The 20,153-nt window shown below is 69.6% G+C and carries 16 protein-coding genes; 6 read left to right on the forward strand and 10 right to left on the reverse strand.

What is annotated here, in order from left to right; genetic code table 11:
- The 3 genes from edd to ABB33_RS18795 all read left to right on the forward strand — a co-directional run.
- Positions 1-1,866, forward strand: a 1,866-nt coding sequence (edd, locus tag ABB33_RS15400; RefSeq protein ID WP_056932662.1) for a phosphogluconate dehydratase, incomplete at its 5' end; no start/stop codon positions are given.
- A gap of 43 nt (positions 1,867-1,909) precedes the next feature.
- Positions 1,910-2,569 (forward strand): bifunctional 4-hydroxy-2-oxoglutarate aldolase/2-dehydro-3-deoxy-phosphogluconate aldolase, encoded by a 660-nt coding sequence (eda, locus tag ABB33_RS15405; protein WP_056932663.1) that lies wholly within the window; start codon positions 1,910-1,912, stop codon positions 2,567-2,569.
- 100 nt (positions 2,570-2,669) lie between these two features.
- Positions 2,670-2,906, forward strand: coding sequence for a DUF2789 family protein (locus tag ABB33_RS18795; protein WP_056932664.1), 237 nt, complete (start codon positions 2,670-2,672; stop codon positions 2,904-2,906).
- A gap of 32 nt (positions 2,907-2,938) precedes the next feature.
- Here the strand turns inward: ABB33_RS18795 and ABB33_RS15415 are convergent, their stop codons facing one another.
- The 9 genes from ABB33_RS15415 to ABB33_RS15455 form a co-directional block, all read right to left on the reverse strand.
- On the reverse strand, positions 2,939-6,085 hold the full coding sequence (locus ABB33_RS15415; RefSeq protein WP_056932677.1) for a discoidin domain-containing protein: 3,147 nt from the start codon (positions 6,083-6,085) through the stop codon (positions 2,939-2,941).
- Between the two features lie 209 nt (positions 6,086-6,294).
- On the reverse strand, positions 6,295-7,131 hold the full coding sequence (locus tag ABB33_RS15420; RefSeq protein ID WP_054665165.1) for a carbohydrate ABC transporter permease: 837 nt from the start codon (positions 7,129-7,131) through the stop codon (positions 6,295-6,297).
- The gene (locus ABB33_RS15425) at positions 7,128-8,009 is read right to left on the reverse strand and encodes a carbohydrate ABC transporter permease (protein WP_054665162.1); all 882 of its coding nucleotides are present in this window, start codon (positions 8,007-8,009) and stop codon (positions 7,128-7,130) included. The genes ABB33_RS15420 and ABB33_RS15425 overlap by 4 nt, the downstream gene beginning before the upstream one ends.
- The gene (locus ABB33_RS15430; protein ID WP_380610402.1) at positions 8,006-9,274 is read right to left on the reverse strand and encodes a sugar ABC transporter substrate-binding protein; all 1,269 of its coding nucleotides are present in this window, start codon (positions 9,272-9,274) and stop codon (positions 8,006-8,008) included. Before ABB33_RS15430 ends, ABB33_RS15425 begins: the two co-directional genes overlap by 4 nt.
- A 15-nt stretch (positions 9,275-9,289) precedes the next feature.
- Positions 9,290-10,906 carry a glucoamylase family protein gene (locus ABB33_RS15435; protein WP_182212452.1) on the reverse strand — a complete coding sequence of 539 codons (1,617 nt, stop codon included), beginning with the start codon at positions 10,904-10,906 and terminating at the stop codon, positions 9,290-9,292.
- 84 nt (positions 10,907-10,990) lie between these two features.
- The gene (locus ABB33_RS15440) at positions 10,991-13,954 is read right to left on the reverse strand and encodes a TonB-dependent receptor (RefSeq protein ID WP_056932680.1); all 2,964 of its coding nucleotides are present in this window, start codon (positions 13,952-13,954) and stop codon (positions 10,991-10,993) included.
- An 85-nt stretch (positions 13,955-14,039) separates the two neighbouring features.
- Positions 14,040-15,065: a LacI family DNA-binding transcriptional regulator gene (locus ABB33_RS15445; RefSeq protein WP_056932665.1), complete on the reverse strand. Its 1,026-nt coding sequence runs from the start codon at positions 15,063-15,065 to the stop codon at positions 14,040-14,042.
- Positions 15,066-15,221: 156 nt separating this feature from the next.
- A complete protein-coding gene (locus ABB33_RS15450; protein ID WP_056932666.1) occupies positions 15,222-15,494 on the reverse strand; it encodes a BolA family protein in 273 nt (90 codons plus the stop codon).
- The gene (locus ABB33_RS15455; RefSeq protein WP_054665152.1) at positions 15,491-15,790 is read right to left on the reverse strand and encodes a YciI family protein; all 300 of its coding nucleotides are present in this window, start codon (positions 15,788-15,790) and stop codon (positions 15,491-15,493) included. The genes ABB33_RS15450 and ABB33_RS15455 overlap by 4 nt, the downstream gene beginning before the upstream one ends.
- Positions 15,791-16,138: 348 nt before the next feature.
- On the opposite strand from ABB33_RS15455, the gene ABB33_RS15460 reads away from it, so the two are divergent.
- The 3 genes from ABB33_RS15460 to ABB33_RS15470 are packed head-to-tail and all read left to right on the forward strand — an operon-like array spanning position 16,139 to position 19,498.
- A complete protein-coding gene (locus ABB33_RS15460; protein WP_054665149.1) occupies positions 16,139-17,041 on the forward strand; it encodes a segregation and condensation protein A in 903 nt (300 codons plus the stop codon).
- Positions 17,042-17,057: 16 nt separating this feature from the next.
- On the forward strand, positions 17,058-17,906 hold the full coding sequence (scpB, locus tag ABB33_RS15465) for an SMC-Scp complex subunit ScpB (protein ID WP_054665146.1): 849 nt from the start codon (positions 17,058-17,060) through the stop codon (positions 17,904-17,906).
- Complete coding sequence (locus ABB33_RS15470) at positions 17,903-19,498, forward strand: pseudouridine synthase (RefSeq protein ID WP_056932667.1); 1,596 nt, start codon at positions 17,903-17,905, stop codon at positions 19,496-19,498. The genes scpB and ABB33_RS15470 overlap by 4 nt, the downstream gene beginning before the upstream one ends.
- 201 nt (positions 19,499-19,699) lie before the next feature.
- Here ABB33_RS15470 and ABB33_RS15475 read toward each other — a convergent pair whose 3' ends face one another.
- Positions 19,700-20,131: a hypothetical protein gene (locus ABB33_RS15475; RefSeq protein WP_054665142.1), complete on the reverse strand. Its 432-nt coding sequence runs from the start codon at positions 20,129-20,131 to the stop codon at positions 19,700-19,702.
- Between the last annotated feature and the right edge of the window lie 22 nt (positions 20,132-20,153).

Genomic DNA, 20,153 nt, shown 5'->3' on the forward strand with positions numbered 1-20,153 from the left:
GGACCGGAGCGCAGCGCGGCCTACCTGGCGGGCATCGATGCCGCGCTGCGCTCCGGTCCGTTCCGCTCGCGCCTGAGCTGCGGCAACCTCGCCCATGCCTTCGCCGCCTGCGGCCCGACCGACAAGGGCCGGCTGCGCGGTGACGTGACGCCCAACCTGGGGATCATCACCGCCTACAACGACATGCTCTCGGCGCACCAGCCGTTCGAGCACTACCCGCAGCTGATCCGCGATGCCGCGCGCGAACTCGGCGCCACCGCGCAGGTCGCCGGCGGCGTGCCGGCGATGTGCGACGGCGTCACCCAGGGCCGCGGCGGCATGGAGCTGTCGCTGTTCTCGCGCGACATCATCGCCCAGGCCACCGCCATCGGCCTGAGCCACGACATGTTCGACGCCACCATCCACCTGGGCGTATGCGACAAGATCGTGCCGGGCCTGCTGATCGGCGCGCTGGCCTTCGGCCACCTGCCGGCGGTGTTCGTGCCGGCCGGGCCGATGACCCCGGGCATACCCAACAAGAAGAAGGCCGAGGTGCGCGAGCGCTACGCCGCCGGCGAAGCGACCCGCGAGGAACTGCTGCAGGCCGAGGCCGACTCCTACCACGCGCCGGGCACGTGCACCTTCTACGGCACCGCCAACTCCAACCAGGTGCTGCTCGAGGCGATGGGCGTGCAGTTGCCGGGGGCGTCCTTCGTCAACCCGGAACTGCCGCTGCGCGATGCGCTCACCCGCGCCGCCACCGCGCGCGCGCTGGAGATCTGCGCGCTCGGCAGCGACTTCCGCCCGCTGGGGCGGCTGATCGACGAGCGCGCCATCGTCAACGCCGTCGTCGCGCTGATGGCCACCGGCGGCTCCACCAACCACACCATCCACTGGATAGCGGTGGCGCGTGCGGCCGGCATCGTGCTGACCTGGGACGATATGGACCAGCTCTCGCAGATCGTGCCGCTGCTCGCCCGCGTCTACCCCAACGGCGACGCCGACGTGAACCGTTTCGCCGCCGCCGGCGGGCCGGGCTTCGTGTTCCGCGAACTGATGGACGCCGGCCTGATGCATGACGACCTGGCGACCATCGCCGAGGGCGGCATGCGCGCCTATGCGCAGGAGCCGCGGCTGATCGACGGCAAGGTCGTCTACGCGCCGGCCGTCGCGCACAGCGCCGATACCGAGGTCGTGCGTCCGGCCACGGAGCCGTTCGAAGCCCAGGGCGGGCTGCGCCTGCTCAAGGGCAATATCGGCAGCTCGCTGATCAAGCTGTCGGCGGTGAAGCCGCAGTACCGCACGATCGAAGCACCGGCCGTGGTCGTGGACGCGCCGCAGGCGTTGAACAAGCTGCATGCCGCCGGCGCCCTGCCGCAGGATTTCGTCGCCGTGGTCCGCTACCAGGGGCCGCGGGCAAACGGCATGCCGGAACTGCATTCGCTGGCACCGCTGCTGGGGCTGCTGCAGAACCAGGGCCGGCGCGTGGCACTGGTCACCGACGGGCGCCTGTCCGGCGCGTCGGGCAAGATCCCGGCCGCCATCCATGTCACCCCCGAAGCCGCCCGTGGCGGCCCGATCGCCCGTATCCGCGAGGGCGACATCATCCGCCTGGACGGCGAGGCCGGCACCCTGGAAGTGCTGGTGGACGCCACCGAGTGGGCCACCCGCGCCATCGCCGCCAATACCGCGCCGGCGGGCCACGACCTGGGCCGCAATCTGTTCGCGATGAACCGCCGCGTCGTCGGCCCTGCCGACCAGGGCGCCATTTCGATCTCCTGCGGCCCGGCGCGGGCCGATGGCGGCGTATGGGCGTACGACGCCGAGTACGAACTCGGCCACGATGCCGCCGCTGCCGCGGCCCCGCACGCAGCCAAGGACGCCTGACCTCCACGGCCCGCACCACGCCCTGCCCCACCGGAACCCCGCCATGACCATCGCCCAGCACCAGGACCGCGCAGAACACCTGCTCACCGCCGCCGGCATCCTGCCCGTCGTCACCGTCCACACCCTCGACCAGGCCCGCGCGGTCAGCGCCGCGCTGCTCGAAGGCGGCCTGCCGGCCATCGAGCTGACCCTGCGCACGCCGGTGGCGATGGACGCCTTGTCCATGCTCAAGCGCGAGCTGCCGGACGTGGTGGTGGGCGCCGGCACGGTGCTGACCGTCGAGCAGATGCGCCAGGCCATCGACGTCGGCGCCGACTTCCTGGTGACCCCGGGCACCCCGGCGCACATGGCCGAGGCGCTGGCAAAGGCGCCGCTGCCGGTGGTGCCCGGCGCCGCCTCGCCCACCGAGCTGCTGGCGCTGCTGGCGCGCGGTTTCCGCGTCTGCAAGCTGTTCCCGGCCACCGCCGTGGGCGGGCTGGCGATGATCAAGGGCGTGGCCGGGCCGATCCCCGAACTGAAACTGTGCCCCACCGGCGGCATCACCGAGGACACCGCCGGCGATTACCTGAAGCAGAAGAACGTGCTCTGCATCGGCGGCTCGTGGATGGTGCAGGATGCCTGGATCCGCACTGGCCAGTGGGACCAGGTCAGGCAGTCGGCCGCCGCGGCCGCCGCCATCGTGCGCGCGGTCCGCGCCGGCTGAGCCCCAGGCCGGGGCTTTGCGCGCACACCGCGAACGCCCGGACGCCCGGACGCAGCATGCGTGTTTGCCCGCGCCGCGCGGGACCAGGCCCGGCACGCGCATGCGCAACCTCTTCCTCCCGCGCGGCCTGGCCGCCGATGACCCCACCATCGTGCGCCTCACCCGCGACCACCGGCTGCCGCTGGAAACCGGTATCGAGCAGACGCCGCCCTGGAACAAAGGGCAGCACCAGTTCGTATGCGGGAAGATCGACGACGGCGGCGCCGGGGCCCGCCTCGTCGCGCGATCGAGCGCGCCCTTGCACGCGCACACCGGCCGCGCCCGCACTACCGGCTGAGCCGACGGCGGCATCGCCGGCCGCCGGCCGCCTCAGCGCCGGCCGCGCTCGCTGCGGCGCAGGTCGGCGGGGATCTCGATCTCGACCTTCGCCGGCAGCGTGGTGATCCGCAGTTCGGTGCCCGACCACGCCGCCGGTTCGCCGTTGATGCGGGCCTGCCCAGGCTCGCCCGCGTAGGGCCATGGCAGCACCAGCCCGCCGCTGGGCAGGCGCAGGCCGTCGGCGACCTTCAGGGTCAACTCCCGCTCGTCGCGCACCAGCGAGTAACGCAGCGGGCCGTGCGCGGTGCGCAGCCCCTCGATGGCGATGCCCTTGCCCGCCAGCCATGCCGCCGGCACCCCGGCGGCAAGCACGACGGCGTCGTCGATCTCGCGTTCGTAGGCGAACATGTCCAGCGCCGAGCGCACGAAATCCGAAGCCACCCACGCGTGCGGCAGGTCGCCGACGAAGAACGGCGTGCGCGGCGTGGAGGACACCACCTCGGCCCACTGGTTCCAGGCCGGCGGCGCGCGGTCGCGGAAGAAGAACTCGCTGGCCTCCCAGGCGCGCTCGCGCCAGCCCAGGCGCACGAAGGCACCGACGTTGCGCCACTCGTACGGGGTGTAGTCCTTCCATTGGCGCTTGCCGTCGCGGCGCTCGACGAACTGCTGCCAGTAGCGCTCGAAGGTGGTGTCCAGCGCCGGCTGCGGCAGCCGCCCCTGCTCGCCACCCGGCGCCAGCGCGATGGTGGTCGAGGTCGCGTCGAAATCGCCCAGCTCGACCGAGCCTGGCAGGTAGTCGATGCGGTGCGCGGCCATGCTCGCGCGCAGCGAGGCGTCCAGGTCCTGGCGGAACTGGTCGCGCGAAGCGGCCATCGCTTCGGCCTCGGTGGCCAGGCCCAGCGCCACGGCCATGTCGGCCGCGTCCTTGTAGCCACGCAGCGCCCAGAAATCGTCCCAGTACGAATGCACCGGCTTGGCCGAATAGCCCTCGTGGCTGATCGACGCCGGCATCATCCCGTAGAAGCCCGGGTTGCGCGCACGGTTGTCCTCGCTGCGCTCGCTCAGCCGCAGGTCTTCCATGTAGCCCCACGCGGCCAGTACGTGCGGCCACATGCGCTGCAGGAATTCCGGGTCGCCGGTGTGGCGCCAATAGCTGGCGATGGCATGGATCAGCTCGCCGTGGCTGTCGTTTTCCGGCACCGGATCGCTGCCGCGCGCGTCCACGCAGCACGGCACCATGCCGCTGTCGAACTGGTAGGGCGCATACCATTCCAGGTACTGCCGCACCGCGTCCTCGCGGCCCAGCCGCAACAGCCCTTCGGAGATCATCGCGCCGTCGCGGATCCAGCTGCGCGCATACGAGCGCGTGCCCGGCTGCAGGCTCGGCCCCACCCGCGAGATCAGCATGTGCGCCAGCGCGGTGCGCAGCGTATCGGCCAGCGGCTGGCCGGCCTCGGGCAACTGCAGCCGCACCTGGTCCAGCTTCTGCCGCCACATCGCCGCGACCTGCTGCTGCGCCTTGTCCGCGTCGAAACGGCCGGGCATCGACCAGTTGCCGGTCTGCGGCAGCACCAGCGCGACCTCGCGGCTCTGCCCCGGCTCCAGTTTCCAGGTGTAGAGCATCGCGCCGGACGCCAGCCCGCCCGGGTCGCTGACCTCGCGCGTGCCCGGCAGGGTCTTGTCGGCCAGGTGGGTGACGTCGAACTTGCTGTCGAACGCACTGGCGAAACCGGCATCGGGCGGCATCGCGGCGAACACCCGCGGCTGGCCGTTGACCGCCACCCGGGCACCCTGGATCGCCAGCCGCTCGATCCGGCTCACGCCGCCGACGGTATTGAGGAACTGGCTGGGCGGGTTGACCTGGAACGGCCGCACCGCCAGCGCCAGCCGGTACTCGTGCGCCACCTTGTCCGGATTGTGCAGGCGGTAACGAGCCACCAGCTGCGCCTGCTCGGGGCGGCCCTGCACGAAACCGGTGACCTGCAGGCCGAATCGGTCGTGCTTCCATTCGACCGAGGGAATCGGCAGGTAGCCGTCCTGCAGGCGCTGGCTGGCGCTCACGTCGGCCCAGCCCAGCACCTTGCCGTCGAGCACCACGAACGGCTCGATGCTGAAGCCGGCGCGCGCCGCCTCCAGGGTGCCGTCCTCGCCCATCAGCGCCTGCTCGCGGCCGCCGTCCAGGCCCAGCAGGGTCCAGTACGGCTGCTCGCCGGAGAAGCCCCGCGGCAGCGACCCGCGCGGCAGGTCGCGCGCGACCGAGCGCACGAAATCATTGGGCGTGGCGGCGAACTCCAGCGGCTTCAGGCTGATGTCGCGGATGCCATAGCGCCAGCTGGGCCCGTCGACCAGATCGAACCGCAGGTAGCGCGCCTCGGTCTCGGGCAGGGCCAGCCAATCGCGGCCGCCACCACCGGCGGTCACCTCGCGCAGCCGGTGCCAGTCGCGGCCGTCGACCGAGGCCTGCACGACGTAGCGCGAGGCTTCCAGCCCCGGCACCCACTGGATCACCGCGCCGCCGAACTCACGCACCTTGCCCAGGTCCAGGCTGACGGTCTGCTGCTTGACCCCGCCGCTGATCCACACCGTATCCGGCTTGCCGTCGGCAATGCGCTGCTGCAGCGCAGTCGCGGTGTCGGCGATCACCGTGGTGGTCAGTGCCGAGGTGTCCTCCTTCGGCAGCGGCTGCAGGGTGAGCTGGTCGAAGCACACCGTGCCCTTGCCCCCCACCTTGCTGTAGATGGTGAACTCCACCGCGGCGCTGCGCCGCAGGACCCGGTCCTGGCCCGGCCCCCAGGCCTTTTCGATGTGGCGCTTGCGGTAGCTCACCCGGGTCCAGTCCTTCGGGAAGCTGTAACCGCTGCGGTTGACCCACCACACGTTGTCGCCGCTGGCGTCGATCAGCTTGAACTGCAGGTCGTTGGCCGGCGAATCGCCGCGCAGGCCGAAACTCACCTGGTAGTTGTCCGGCCAGGTGACATCCAGCCGGCGGCGGATGCCGGCATAGCCGGACACCTCGTGGAAGTCGTAGTCCAGGCACAACGCGCGGCCGCCGTTGCCGGTCACCGGCCGCAGCGAGCCGCTGACCTGCGGCGAGGTGATCAGCTGCCAGGCGCCGATGTCGTCGAACTTCGCCAGCACCCGGCTTCCCGTCTCGGCGGCCAGGCCGTTGCCGGCCAGCGTCGCGGTGGAAAACAGCATGGCGGCAAGGAACATTCTCATCGCGGTGGATCTCGGTGCGGGGGCAACGGCCATGGTGGAATTTTCGCAGAACTCAGGGCGGGTGCAGGCGGTGGTCCGGCAGTTCTGCGTCGCCCTCACGGGCGCGACGCCGGCGGCTCCGGAGCCCCCGCCCCTCCTTGCCCATGCACCCGCGGACGCGCGGGGCAGGCCCTGGCAGGCGCGCCGGCTCACCCCTTCACGCTGCCCAGCAGCAGCCCCTGGATGTAATAACGCTGCAGCAGCAGGAACAGCGCCAGCACCGGCACCACGGTGATCACCGCGCCGGCCATCATCATTTCCACGTCCATGATGTGCTCGCGCGAAAGCGAGGCCAGTGCCACCGGCAGGGTGTAGTGCTCCTGGTCGGTCAGCACGATCAACGGCCACATGAAATCGTTCCATGCGCCCATGAACGTGAAGATCGCCAGCGTCACCAGCACCGGCTTGAGCATGGGCAGCACGATCTGGAAGAAGATCCGCGCCTCGCTGGCGCCGTCGATGCGCGCGGCCTCCAGCAGCTCGTCGGGGATCGAGCGCGCATACTGCCGCACCAGGAAGATGCCGAACACGCTGGCCAGCGCCGGCACCACCACCCCGCCCCAGGTGTTGACCAGCCCCAGCTGCTTCATCAGCAGGAACAGCGGCAGCATCGCCACCTGCGCCGGGATCACCAATGCCGCCAGCAGCGCCTGGAACACGCGCTCGCGGCCGGCGAAGCGCAGCTTGGCGAAGGCGTAGCCGGCCAGGGTGTTGAACAGCAGCGAGCCCAGGGTGATGCCCACCGACATGCCCAGGCTGTTTAGGAAATTGCCGGCCATGCCGGTGCGCGCGAACAGTTCGCGGTAGTTGTCCAGGGTGGGCTGCGCCGGCAGCAGTGGTGGCGGGAACTGCGAGGCCTGTCCGCTGGGCATGAACGACACCGACAGCATCCATGCCAGCGGCGCCAGGCTCACCAGCGCCAGGACCAGCAGGGCACCATTGATCCAGCCGCCCCAGGCGCGCGATTGACCGATCTCGCGGCTCATACCAGCTCCCTGCGCCGGCCGAAGCGCAGCATCAGCGTGGTCACACCCAGGATGATCAGGAACAGCAGGAACGCCACCGCCGAGGCGCGCCCCAGGTTCCACCACTTGAAGCCTTCCTCGAACATGTAATACAGCACGCTGACCGTACTCTGCAGGGGGTCGCCGCGGGTCATCACGTAGGGCTCGGCGAACAGCTGGAAGTAGCCGGACACGGTGATCACCCCGACCACCAGCAGCACCGGCCCGAGCATCGGCAGGGTGATGTGCAGGAACTGCTTCCAGCGCGAGGCGCCGTCGATCCGCGCGGCCTCGTACAGGTCGCGCGGGATGGCCTGCAGCCCGGCCAGGAAGATCACCATGTTGTAGCCGAAGTTCTTCCACACCGCGAACAGGATGATGGTCGGCATCGCCCAGTGCGGGTCGCCGAGCCAGTCCACCGGGTCGATGCCGGCATGCCCCAGCGTCCAGTTCACCAGCCCGTAGCGGGTATGGAACAGGTAGCGCCAGATCACCGCCACCGCCACCAGCGTGGTCACCACCGGGGCGAACAGCGCGGTTCGGAACAAGGGCTTGAAACGCGCCACCGGCGCATTGAGCAGCATCGCCGCGCCCAGCGACAGGGCGATGGACAGCGGCACGCCGAGCACCACGAAATACGCGGTGTTGCCCAGCGACTTCCAGAACATCGGCGTGCGCAGCAGGTCCAGGTAGTTGTGCAGGCCGACGAAGCGCAGGTTGTGCGGGTCGGCCAGCGCGTACAGGTCGAAATCGGTCAGGCTCAACGCCAATGCCGACAGCACCGGCAGCCCGAAGAACACCCCGATCACGATCAGTGCAGGCGCGGCGAACACCCAGCCGGCGAGCATGCCCCGCTTCATCGTGCGGCCTCCTGCGCTGCCTGCTGTTCGACGATCCAGCGCCGCTTGGCGAGGATGTCGTCCACGCGCGCGTCCAGCCGCCTGACCGCGGCATCCTGGTCCAGGCCACCGCGTACCACCTGTTCGCTGACGATGCGCATCTCCTGGGCGATGCGCTCCCACTCCAGTACCTTCGGCGTGGGCCTGACCCGCTCCAGCTGCTCGCCGAACGCGGCGGCCAGCGGGTCCTCGCCCAGCGCCGCGCGCTTCCACACGCTGCGGCGCGGCGGCAGGTCGCCGATGATGGCGTGGAAACGCTGCTGTACCGCAGGCCGCGACAGGAACTCGACCAGCTTCCATGCCGCCTGCTTGTGCGGCGACGACTGGAAGACCACCAGGCTGGTGCCGCCGGCGATGCCGCCCCCCGGGCCGTGCGGGCCCGGCAGCGGCGCGGTGCCCCACTCGCCCTCCAGCGACGCCGGCTGGCGCTGCCGGAACTCGCGGATGTTCCACGGCCCGGACAGGTAGAACACGGTGAAGCCGCGGAAGAACTCGTCCCAGACATTGGATATCTGGGTCTCGGACATCTTCGGCGCCCAGCCCTGCTCGAACATGTTGGCGTAGAAGCCCAGCGCGCGGCGGAACCCGGGGCTGGCGAAATTGCCGCGGGTGTCGTGGTCGCGCAGCAGCGCATCGTCCTGCTGCAGCGCCAGTGACAGCTGCGGCTCGAACTCGTTGAGCGGCATCAGCACCGGGTAGCGGCCAGGTCCGAGCACCTGCTTCAGCGCCTGGTTCATCCGCTCCCACTCGGCCCAGTCGCGCGGCGGGTGGTCGTAACCGGCCTTGCGCAGCAGGTCCTTGCGGTAGAACAGCAGCCGGGTATCGACGTACCAGGGAATGCCGACCAGCTGCCCCTGGACCACGTTGGTATCCCAGATTCCCGGGAAGTAGTCGGCGGGCACGACCTCGCGCGACGTGTCCACGTACGGCTGCAGCGGGGTCAGCGCGCCCAGGGTGGCGAACTCGGGTATCCAGGTATTGCCGAGCTGGCAGATGTCCGGCAGGCCATCCGCGGCATAGGCCGTCAGCAGCTTCTCGTGCGCCGCCGTCCACGGGATGTTCTGCACCTCGACACGGATGCCGGGGTTCTCCGCCTCGAACTCGCGCACCAGTTCGCCGACCACCTCGGCTTCGCGCCCCATCGCCCAGAAGCGCAGGGTGATGCCCTCCTGCGGCCGCGCGCAGGCGGCCAGCAGGACCAGGCACAACAGGACGGGCAGGCGCAGCGTCACCGGTCCGCCCTACTGTGGCCGCGCGGCGGGTTTGTCCGCCGCCTTCTGTTCCTGCGCGGCGGCGGCCCGCGATTCGGCGATGCCCACCGCGCGCGCGGCCGCGGCCTTGTCGTCCTTCTGCAGCGGCTGCCACTCCTCCCCTTCCGGCAGCAGCCAGCCACCGGCGAAGCCGGCGCGCTCCAGGCCCTTGCGGATGTAGGGGTTCTTCTTCATCACGTTCCAGACGAACTCGTCGCGGTAGTTGGCGATGCCGGCCAGTATCGGCCCCTGGTCGATGGCGATGTAGTCGCTGGCCACCCAGCCGCGGTCGGGGATCAGGCGCCCGGTCTTGAGCGGGATGTCGTAGTCGAAACTGGGGTTGAACGAGTCCAGGAAGCCGTAGCTGGAGTACAGGTAATCGCCATAGCGCCGGTGCATTTCCTGGGTGGCGGGAATCACCACTTCCGGCGCGAACGGCAGCGAGGAGATCGCCGCCGACGGCACGATGGTGCCGTCGTCGAAATTCTCGCGCAGGCCGGCGCCGCGCGCCGAGTAATGGCGGAACTGGCGCTGCTCGCCCTTGTATTCCTGGGTGGTGTTCTGCGGGCCGTCGCCGGCGGTCAGCCCCCAGACGTTCTCGCCATACTCCTTCCACTGCATCGGGTTGGCGATGGCGTACTCGCGCTGGGCCAGCGTGGCGCGGCGGCTGTTGAGGAAGTAGTCGATGCCGCGCTCGCGCATGTAGGCATCCTGGATGTCGCGGAAGTCGATCCAGACGTGGCTGTACTGGTGGCCGAACAACGGTCCGAACGACAGGTATTCCTGTCCCTGGAACACGCCCCAGTCGTTGTCGTAGGTACGCGTCCACACCGTCCACGCATCGGGCTCGACAGGATGCGTCGGCGAGCCCAGCGCCAGCACGTAGAGCATCATCGCCTCGTTGTAGCCCATCCAGTCGTGCTGGATGAAACCACTCTCGGGGAACCAGCCCATCGACACCAGCGGTTTGTTGCGCTGCAGCCACTGCCAGTCCACGCGCCGGTAGAGCGTGTCGGCGATCCTGCGGATCTCCTTCTCGCGCGCGTCGTCGCCATCGTAGTAGGACTGCGCGAACAGCACGCCCATCAGCAACAGCGCGGTATCCACGCTGGACAGCTCCACCCAGCTGTCGTAGCGGCGGCCGTCGTGCATGTCCAGGAAGTGGTAGTAGAAGCCCTTGTAGCCGGCCTTGCCGGTGCGCTGCGGGCCGGTCGGCACGTCGCGCAGGAAGCGCAGCGTGGTCAGGGTGCGGTCCACCGCCTGGGTGCGGCTGACCCAGCCGTTCTCGATGCCGATCGGATAGGCGGTCAGGGCAAAACCGACCGAGGCGATGCTGGCGAACGGACGCGATGGATAACGGTCCGGCGTGAGCCCGTTGCGCTCGTTGGTGGTGTCCCAGAAGAACTGGAACGTGCGCCGCTCGATGTCGTCGAACAGCGGCGGGAGTTCGGGTTTCATCGGCCGCGGCGGCAGGTCCGGCTCGATCAGGATCACCTGGGGCACCACTTTCGGGGTCGGCTCGGGCGCCTTGCCGCACCCGCCCAGGAGGCCCAGTGCGAGCCCGGCGGCGGTGCACAGCAACAGCTTGGTGGTACGCGGGATGCTCAAGACGCTTTCCGTTGGTGGAACCGTGGGATGGAGGCTGGCGCGGCGGTGGCCCGGCCGCCATTGCCGGCGGCCGGGCGCGTGGCCTTACCAGTCCAGGCCGAAGGACAGCTTGAAGGTGCGGGTGGCGTACTGGTCCCAGCTGTTGATCACGCCGGTGTTCCAGTTGATGCCGTACCCGCCCCAGTTGGTCCAGTTGAACACATTGATCACGTCGGCACGGACCTTGAGCTTCAGGTCGGTGCCGGTGTCCCAGGTCTTGGTCAGCGACATGTCGAACTGCTTGAAGCCATAGGTGCCGTCCGGCTCCCAGCTGCGTGGACGCTCGTAGCCGCTGGTGCCGTCGACGTCCCAGCGCTTGGTCTTGCTGGCCAGGGTCAGCTTGCCGGCAACGCTCATGCCCCACGGCAGATCGGTAAAGCCACTGACCACCACGCGGTGGCGCGGCGTCCACGCGCCGTCATACCAGCCTCCGCCGGGGAAGTACCAGCCGTAGACCGGATCCTTCTCGTGGATGTTCTGCTTGGCATCGGTGAAGGTGTAGGCGACATTGAGATTCCACGGGCTCTCGGCCGTGTATGGCTTGTCCGCACTGAGCAGCAGTGCGTTGCTCCTGGACTGGAAACCGTTGGTCGCCAGGATCAGCCCGCCCAGCCCCGGCAGCCCGCCACCGCTCCAGGGACTGCCGGAGGCGTTGTAATAGCTGCCGTCGCCACGGCGGTTGCCGCGCATGATCAACAGGCCATCCTTGTAACGGATGTGCTGCAGGGTCGCCGACGTGTTCCAGTCGTGGCCCGCGAGCTCGAACGTGTTGCGGATGCCAAGGCTGACCTGGTCCGAGTACGGTGTCTTCAGGTCGTTGTCGAACATCCATACCTCGCGGCCGGCCTGGGACGAATTGGCCAGCGACATCAGGTATTCGCGGTCGAGCAGCTGCGGGTTCCAGGCCAGGCAGTTGGATGCGGCCGGGTCGCAGGCATGGCCCGGCGAGTTGATCATGAACTCGCGGGTCGGGAACGTGGCCTTGGTCAGCTCCAGCTGCAGGTAATCGAACAGGTTGCGGTCGTAGGAGCGGCCGATGCCGCCGAACAGCACGTGGCGCTCGTCGCCGCTGAGGTCATACGAGAACCCGATGCGCGGCTGGATGGCGCTCTTGAACGCCTTGCGGTTGTTGCCGGTGCTGATGAAACGGTTGATGTCGATGCCGCCCAGCGCCAGCGTCTGCGCATAGGTCTGGCCCACCGCGGCGCCTGCCTGCGGATCCTGGGTATTGAGCGAGGCGAGCACGTCGGCGCTGGTCGCGTAGTCCAGGTAGGAGGGGGTTTTCTCGTAGTCCCAGCGCAGGCCGAGGTTCAGGATCAGGCGATCAGTGACGTCCCAGTCATCCTGGATGTAGAGGCCGAACTGCTTGTTCTTCGAGGTGACGGTACCGCCGCTGGTGCCGATGGCCGGGCTGCCGAAACGCACGAAGTACGGCACCATGCCGCCCTGGTTGATGTCGTAGTAGAACTGCGGGTTGTACGGCTGCTGCTCGGTGGTCTCAAGGTCCACCTGCTTGTACTTGATGCCGAACTTGACGGTATGGCCTTCCCAGCCGAAGAACGTGGTGTCGTTCTGCATCGACCAGCCCTTCTGCCCCTTGTTCTGCAGGCCGCCGTTGCCCGCGCCGATGCGGAAGATCTGCCTGCCGTCGTTGGACGAGCCGTCGGTGAGCACCATGCCGTTGCCGTAGTTGGCCGGCTCCATGCTCCAGAACGCCTTCTCGTAGGTGAGGTGGGCGTCGTTGAGCCAGTTGCTGTTGGAGAACTGCCAGTGCAGGTCGTAGCGGTCCTCGTTGACGCCGACGTCGGTGCCGTAGCTGCGCGCGCTCTGTCCGCCGACATTGCTGATGTCGCTTTCCTCGCGGCGCTTGTAGCTCAGGTCGACCACATTTTCGTCGTTGATCGACCAGTCCAGCTTGCCGAAGTACAGATCTTCCTTGAACGGCGTGCTGGCCGCGCCCAGCTGGTCGCGCCAGGCCTGCGGCAGGTCCGCGGCGGTGCGTCCCTCGCCCGGGGTCAGGTCCTGCGGGGCGTTGTATTCCTTGGCCTCGTAGGTGACGAAGAAGTGCGCCTTGTCCTTGACGATCGGGCCACCGAACGCCGCGCCATACTGCTTTTCGCCCGAACGGGTCTTGCCGGCGCCGTTCTTCTCGCCCTCGCGCGATTCGCGCCAGTTCTGGTTGGTGTAGTCCCAGAAGAACGAGCCGGAGAAATCATTGGTGCCCGACCGGGTCGCCGCGGTCACCGCCGCAGAGCTGATCTGGTCGTACTCGGCCTTGTAGTTGGAGGTGATGACCTTGTACTCGCCGATCGCCAGCTGCGGGAACGGGTTGCCGCGGCTGGAGTCCTGGCCGGTCAACCCGCCCTGGGTGACGTAGTTCTTCTGGCCGACGCCGTCGATGTAGACGTTGACGTTGTTGGCGCTCTGCACGCCGCCGCGCAGTTTGGTGGCGCCGTTGGCCGGGTTCTGCTCGAAGCTCATGCCCGGTACGGTGTCGGCGAAGGCCAGGAAGTTGCGCGTGGCCTGCGGCAATGCCTGGATCTGCTGCGGCGTGATGTAGGTGGCGATCTCCGAGGTCCGGGTCTCGATCGGCGCTTGCGCCGTCACCTGTACCGCGTCCAGCGTGGTGGCGCTGCCGCCGGAGGTTTCGGCCATGCCGCCGACGCCGAGGTTGACGGTCGCGGTCTGCCCGACCTGCACGGTGATGTTCTGGCTGCTGGTCTTGCCACCGGCGGCGACGTCCACCCGGTAGGTGCCCGGCGGCAGGCCGGCCAGCGAGTAGCTGCCATTGGCGCTGCTCTGCACGCTGCGGGTCAGGCCGGTGGCGAGGTTGGTCGCGGTCACCTGCGCCTGACCGGCCGGGGCCGAATCGGCCATCACCTGGCCACGGATGGTGGCGCCGGTGCTCTGCGCGAACGCCGGCGCGGCGCCAAGCAGGAGGCAACTTGCCAGCGCACAGCTGAGCAGCCTGCGGGCGGGATGTGTCTTGCGGGTAGCGGGATGGTTCATGTTGCTCTCCGGGTGCGGCAGCGCGGCTGCCATTCGGTTTGTTCGGGCGCCTTGCCGCCGGGGACTCCGGCGCATCGGCGGTGGATCAGGAAACCTCTCGTCGGGACGTCGAGTCGCGCACGATCAAGCGGGGGACGAGTGTCGTTCCAGCGCCCCCTTCCGATGCATCGTCACGGTCGATCAGGTGCAGCAGGTGCGATGTCGCCCGCCCGCCGAGATCGGCGATGCTGACCTGCATCGTGGTCAAGGAGGGGTGAACGAAACGTGCCAGCGGGATGTCGTCGAATCCCGCCAGCGCAACCTGCTGCGGCACGCGGACGCCCGCCTGACTGAAGGCGTACAGGCAGCCCAGTGCCATCATGTCGTTGGCCGCGAACACCGCATCGGGCAGGCGCGGTTCGCGCAGCAGTGCCTGCCCGGCCGCATACCCGGATGCCTCGTCGAAGCCGCCTGCCAGGACCCTGCCCTCGGCGGCGGCGGATGCGGACATGGCGTCCTCGAAGCCACGCTGGCGCTCGCCGGCGTCATGGTTGCCGTCGGGGCCGGCGATGAAGGCGATGCGGCGATGGCCGGACTCCAGCAGGTAGCGGGTCATGGCCAGGGCGCCGGCATGGTCGTCGATGCCGAACGCCGGGTACTGGCCATCCACCACCGGCGTGTTGATCAGCACGGTAGGCAGTGCCGGCGGCAGGTTATCCATCAGGAAACCGGCGTCGGCCGTATAGGGCGACATGACCAGCAGGCCGTCGACGCGGCCACGCATGGCCTGCAGGGCAACGCCCTGCTGCTCCCGGTCGCCGTGGTAACTGGAGACCAGCAGGTGCCAGCGGTGCATGCGCGCGACGCCGTCGATACCGCGCATCAGTTCGGAAAAGAACTCGCCATGCAGGTCGGGCAACACCAGGCCGATGGTCTGCGTGCTGCGGCTGCTCAGGCTGCGCGCGGCCGCGTGCGGGGCGTAGCGGAGCCGGCGGGCCACTTCCAGCACCTGCTGGCGTACCGGTTCGGCGACGTTCTCGTGGCCGTTGAGGGCACGCGACACGGTGGCGACGGAGACCTTCGCCTCACGGGCAACATCCTTGATGGTGATTGCCGGTTTCGCCACCGCCATACCCTCCGCAGACCGGGGTCGCGGCGACTGTAAGCGTTTCCATGCCGATTTGTAAACAATTTGTTACAGGCGATTCCCTCACCCGACAGGGCCGCCCCGGCGCGCCCGCGATCCGTCCCGGACGGGGCGCATGGCCCCGTCCGCCCCCGCCCCGGTTCAGGCGTCGGCTTCGGCCGGTGTCCGCGCCTCGATCGACAGCGCGTGGATATCGGTCTGCATCATCCCGCCCAGGGCGGCGTACACCGCACGATGGCGCGCCAGCGGCGGCTTCCCGGCGAACGCCGTGCTGACGATGCGCACATTGAAATGCCCCCGGCCGTCGCGCGCGCCGGCATGGCCGGCATGGCGATGGCTGTCGTCCTCCACCTCCAGCCGGGTCGGGGCGAACGCGGCCTCCAGCGCCGCCCGGATCTGCTCGACCCGGCTCACGGCAACACCTTGCGGAACGGCCGCACGTCGACCCGCTGGTAGACGCCGGCCGCCACGTAGGGGTCCGCGCCGGCCCAGGCGCGGGCCGCGTCCAGGTCGTCGAAGCTGGCGATCACCACGCTGCCGCTGAAGCCGGCCGCGCCCGGGTCCTCGGCGTCGATCGCCGGACAGGGGCCGGCCAGCAGCAGCCGCCCCTGCTCCTGCAGCGCCTGCAGCCGCGCCAGGTGCGCCGCCCGCGCGGCCAGGCGCGCCGCCAGCACATCCTGCCCGTCGTAGCCTTCGATCACATACCACACGGCTCGCCGCTCCCTTGTCCGCTGAATGATGGCCGGCAAGTCTAGCGCCTGGACGCTGGACACCGCCCGGCCGGGGCGATTACTCTTTACGCCATTGCACGCAGCCGGCCTGTAACGGCCCGGAGCGGCGGCAGGCAAGGCCACCGCCGTCCGACCGATCCGCGATTCCGTCCCGGACTGTGTAGACGACCTCCTCGCGATGACGTTGCCGCATGACAGCGCGGCATGTCGCGTTGTTGATGTGCACGCACGCCGGACAGGCGCGCATGGCTTTCAATCCAGAAGGCTGGACCCTGTCCCGGGCGGGAACCCGGAACGTAAAGGCTCGCAACACCCGATGTCGCCCTGATGACTTCAGAACTCGCGCCCGTCGCGAACCCGCCAGCGCCGCCCACCGTTCCGCAGCAGCAGGAAATGCCGCTGGCGGTGGTGCATGGGCAGCCGGTCCTGCAGATCCCGCAGGACCTGTACATCCCGCCGGATGCGCTGGAAGTCATCCTCGACGCCTTCGAAGGCCCGCTGGACCTGCTGCTGTACCTGATCCGCCGGCAGAACCTGGACATCCTGGACATCCCGGTCGCCGAGATCACCCGCCAGTACGTCGAGTACATCAACGTCATGCAGGAGCTGCGCTTCGAGCTGGCGGCCGAGTACCTGGTGATGGCCGCGATGCTGGCCGAGATCAAGTCGCGCATGCTGCTGCCGCGCCCGCCCAGCCAGGATGGCGAGGAAGCCGACCCGCGCGCCGAGCTGGTGCGCCGGCTGCAGGAGTACGAACGCTTCAAGCAGGCCGCCGAGGACATCGACGCCCTGCCCCGCCAGGACCGCGATACCACCCCGGCCCACGCCTTCGTGCCGGACCGGACCACGGTGAAGGTGCCGCCGCCGGTGGACCTGAAGGAAATGCTGCTGGCCCTGCACGACGTGCTCAAGCGCGCCGAGCTGTTCAGCGGCCACGCCATCAAGCGCGAGGCACTGAGTGTGCGCCAGCGCATGGGGGACGTGCTGGAACAGCTCGAGGACGGCAAGTTCTACCGCTTCGAGACCCTGTTCACCGCCGAGGAAGGCAAGCTCGGCGTGCTGGTCACCTTCCTGGCGCTGCTGGAACTGGCCAAGGAACAACTGCTGGACATCGTCCAGGAAGCGCCGCTGGCGCCGATCTACGTGAAATCGCTGGCCGCCGGCAACACCAACGCGCCGCTGCAGTTTTCGAGCGAATTCGACGACGCCGACACCACCGACCCCGCCTGAGCGACATTCCCGACACATGGATCAACCGCTGATCAACCGCATCGTCGAAGGCGCGCTGCTGGCCTCCAGCCAGCCGCTGACCCTGGCGCAGCTGCAGGAGCTGTTCCCCGAGGAGCAGCCGGCGCCGCCGGGCAGCGTCGAACGCGCGCTGGAACTGCTGCGCGAAGGCTGCCAGGGACGCGGCGTGGAGCTGGTCGAGGTCGCCTCCGGCTTCCGCTACCAGATCACCCGCGAGGTGCATGGCTGGGTCTCGCGGCTGTGGACCGAACGCAAGACCCGCTACACCCGCGCCACCCTGGAGACGCTGGCCCTGATCGCCTACCGCCAGCCGATCACCCGCGGCGAGATCGAGCAGGTGCGTGGCGTGGCGGTCAGCAGCAACATCATCCAGGCGCTGGAAGAGCGCGAATGGATCCGCGTGGTCGGCCACCGCGACGTGCCCGGCAAGCCGGCGCTGTTCGGCACCACCCGCGCGTTCCTGGACTACTTCGGCCTCAAGCGCCTGGACGAACTGCCGCCGCTGTCCGAACTGCGCGACATCGGCGAACTGGAGCCGCAGCTGCCGCTGGGCGACGACGGCCAGCTGGCCGCCCCGCTCGCCGCCGCCGCGGCCACCCCCGAAGCCGCCGCAGCGGACGATGATGCCGGCCGCGGCGACACCGACACCGCGGCAGCCCCGGACGACGGGGACGCCGCACCCGACACCGCCCCCACGGGCGAACCCGACGCCGCGCCGGGAGAGCGCGCGGCGGAAGTGGAAGACACCGGAAACAACGCCGTCGCGACGACGACCGTGGCTGTTGACGAAGCCGATCCCGAACCTGAGGCCGACGAAGAAAGCGCCGGCCGGAGCCAAACAGAATGAGTGACACCCCCCGCAAGCCGTCGTTGAACAAGCTCTCGCTCAAGCGCGAAGCCGCTGTCGAGCAGCCCCGGCTGGAAGAACGCCTGCACAAGGTCCTGGCCCAGGCCGGCCTGGGCTCGCGCCGCGCGCTGGAGCAGCGCATCGCCGACGGCCTGGTCAAGGTCAACGGCGAGACCGCGCAGACCGGCATGTCGGTCAAGAGCGGCGACAAGATCGACCTCGACGGCCGCAGCTTCGTCGCCAGCGCGCTGACCGACCCGTCGCGCGTACTGGTCTACAACAAGCCCGAAGGCGAAGTGACCACCCGCGAGGACCCCGAAGGCCGCCCGACCGTGTTCGAGTCGCTGCCGCCGCTCAAGGGCGCGCGCTGGATCGCCATCGGCCGCCTGGACATCAACACCACCGGCCTGCTGCTGCTCACCACCGACGGCGAGCTGGCCAACGCCATGATGCACCCGTCGTTCGAGGTCGAGCGCGAGTACGTGGTGCGCGTGCGCGCCCCGGAAGGCCAGGAAAAGGTGCCGGACAACGTCGTCGACCGCCTCGCCCGCGGCGTCGCGCTGGAAGACGGCCCGGCCAAGTTCGACGAGATCGAACGCATCGGCGGCACCGACTCGCATGACTGGTTCCGGGTGGTGGTCAAGGAAGGCCGCAACCGCGAAGTGCGCCGCCTGTGGGAATCGCAGGGCTGCCAGGTCAGCCGCCTCAAGCGCACCCGCTACGGCAAGGTCGAACTGCCGCGCGAATTGCTGCGCGGACAGTCGGTGGAACTGCCCAATGCCCAGGTCGAGGCGCTGCGCGCCGAGCTGAAGCTGGAAGAAGGCGCGCCGTCGGCGCTGACCCTGCAGCCGGTGATCGGCCAGCGCAAGGCGGCCAAGACCACCGTGCGCGTGCGCGAAGGCGGCCGCGGCAATGCCTACGTCAACGGCCACAACACCGCCGACGAAGGCCGCGAACTGCGCCGCTTCGACACCCTGCGCGAAGACCGCGGCCGTGGCCGTGGCGGCAAGGGCGGCGGCTTCAAGGGCGGCCTGACCGTCAGCGGCGAAGCGGCGGCCAAGCAGTCGCAGAAGCCGTTCAAGCAGCGCAAGCCCAAGGGCGACCGCAGCCTGCCGGAAGGCAATCCCGCCGCGTTCCGCACCTGGTACGTGCCCGAAGGCGTGAGCACCGGGCCCAGCGGCCACCGCAACGCCGGTCCGTCCGGCAACCGCGGCCCCGGCCGTGGCCCGGCCGGCGAAGGCCAGGGCCGCCCGTACGGCAAGCCGCGCCCGGGTGCCGGCGGCGCCGGGCGCACCGGCAGTGGCCAGGGGCGTCCGCAGGGCGGCGGCCAGTCCGCCGGTCAGGGCCAAGGCCAGGGCCAGCGCAAGCATCCCTACGGCCATCCGGGCAATGCCCCGAGCTTCCCGTCCGACCACGCCAACCCGGGCTTCAGCCCGTACGGCGCGCGTCCGGCCGGCAACCGTCCTTCCGGCGCGCCGCGCGGCGGCAACCGTCCCGGCGGCAGCGGCCGTCCGGCGGGCCGCCCGGGCGGCGGCCGTCCCGGCGGTGGTGGTCGTCCCGGCGGCGGCGGTCGCGGGCCGCGCGGCGGCTGATGCGCAGGCCGGCCGCCACGGCCCGCCTGCCCGCGCATGACTGCAAACGCCCGGCCCAGCGCCGGGCGTTCGCTTAGGGGCGCTACACGCCCGTTGCCGCAGTCGCTGTCACCCGGCGTGAGCGGGCCGCGGGTGATGTTGGGCGCGTTGCCCGTGGCGGACGGACGCTGCGGCCGCCACGCCGGTCACGCGCACGCCGGCTCAGCGCCGTTCGATCACGAATTTGCCGAAACCCACGCCCAGGTCCCAGCCACGGCCGGTACCGGCCAGGGCCAGCGATATGTCGCCCTTGGTCACCACCTGGGCGTTGCTGGAGCGGGATGCGCCGGCATGGACCTCGGCCCCACCGTAGGTGCCGATCAGGTCGTTGACGCTGTAGGCGCCGGTGAACTTGCCGCGGCCATCGCTGACCGTGGACTTGCCGACCGTCAGGCCGCCGCCCTTGGCACGGATCTTCACCGGGATGCTGGCGCCGTTGTCGCAGGTGATGGTGCCGTTGCCGGTGGCGGTCTTGTAGAAGATCGACCAGCCGGACAGGTTGAAACGCAGTTCGCAGTCGATGTTGCCGGCCGCGTGCGCGGACGGCGCAACGACACCAGCCGCCAGCAGCAGGGCTCCCGCCAGGATCTTCATGGTTCGTTCTCCACTCGCAAGG

This window comes from Stenotrophomonas acidaminiphila (genome assembly GCF_001431595.1).
Lineage (GTDB): Bacteria > Pseudomonadota > Gammaproteobacteria > Xanthomonadales > Xanthomonadaceae > Stenotrophomonas > Stenotrophomonas acidaminiphila.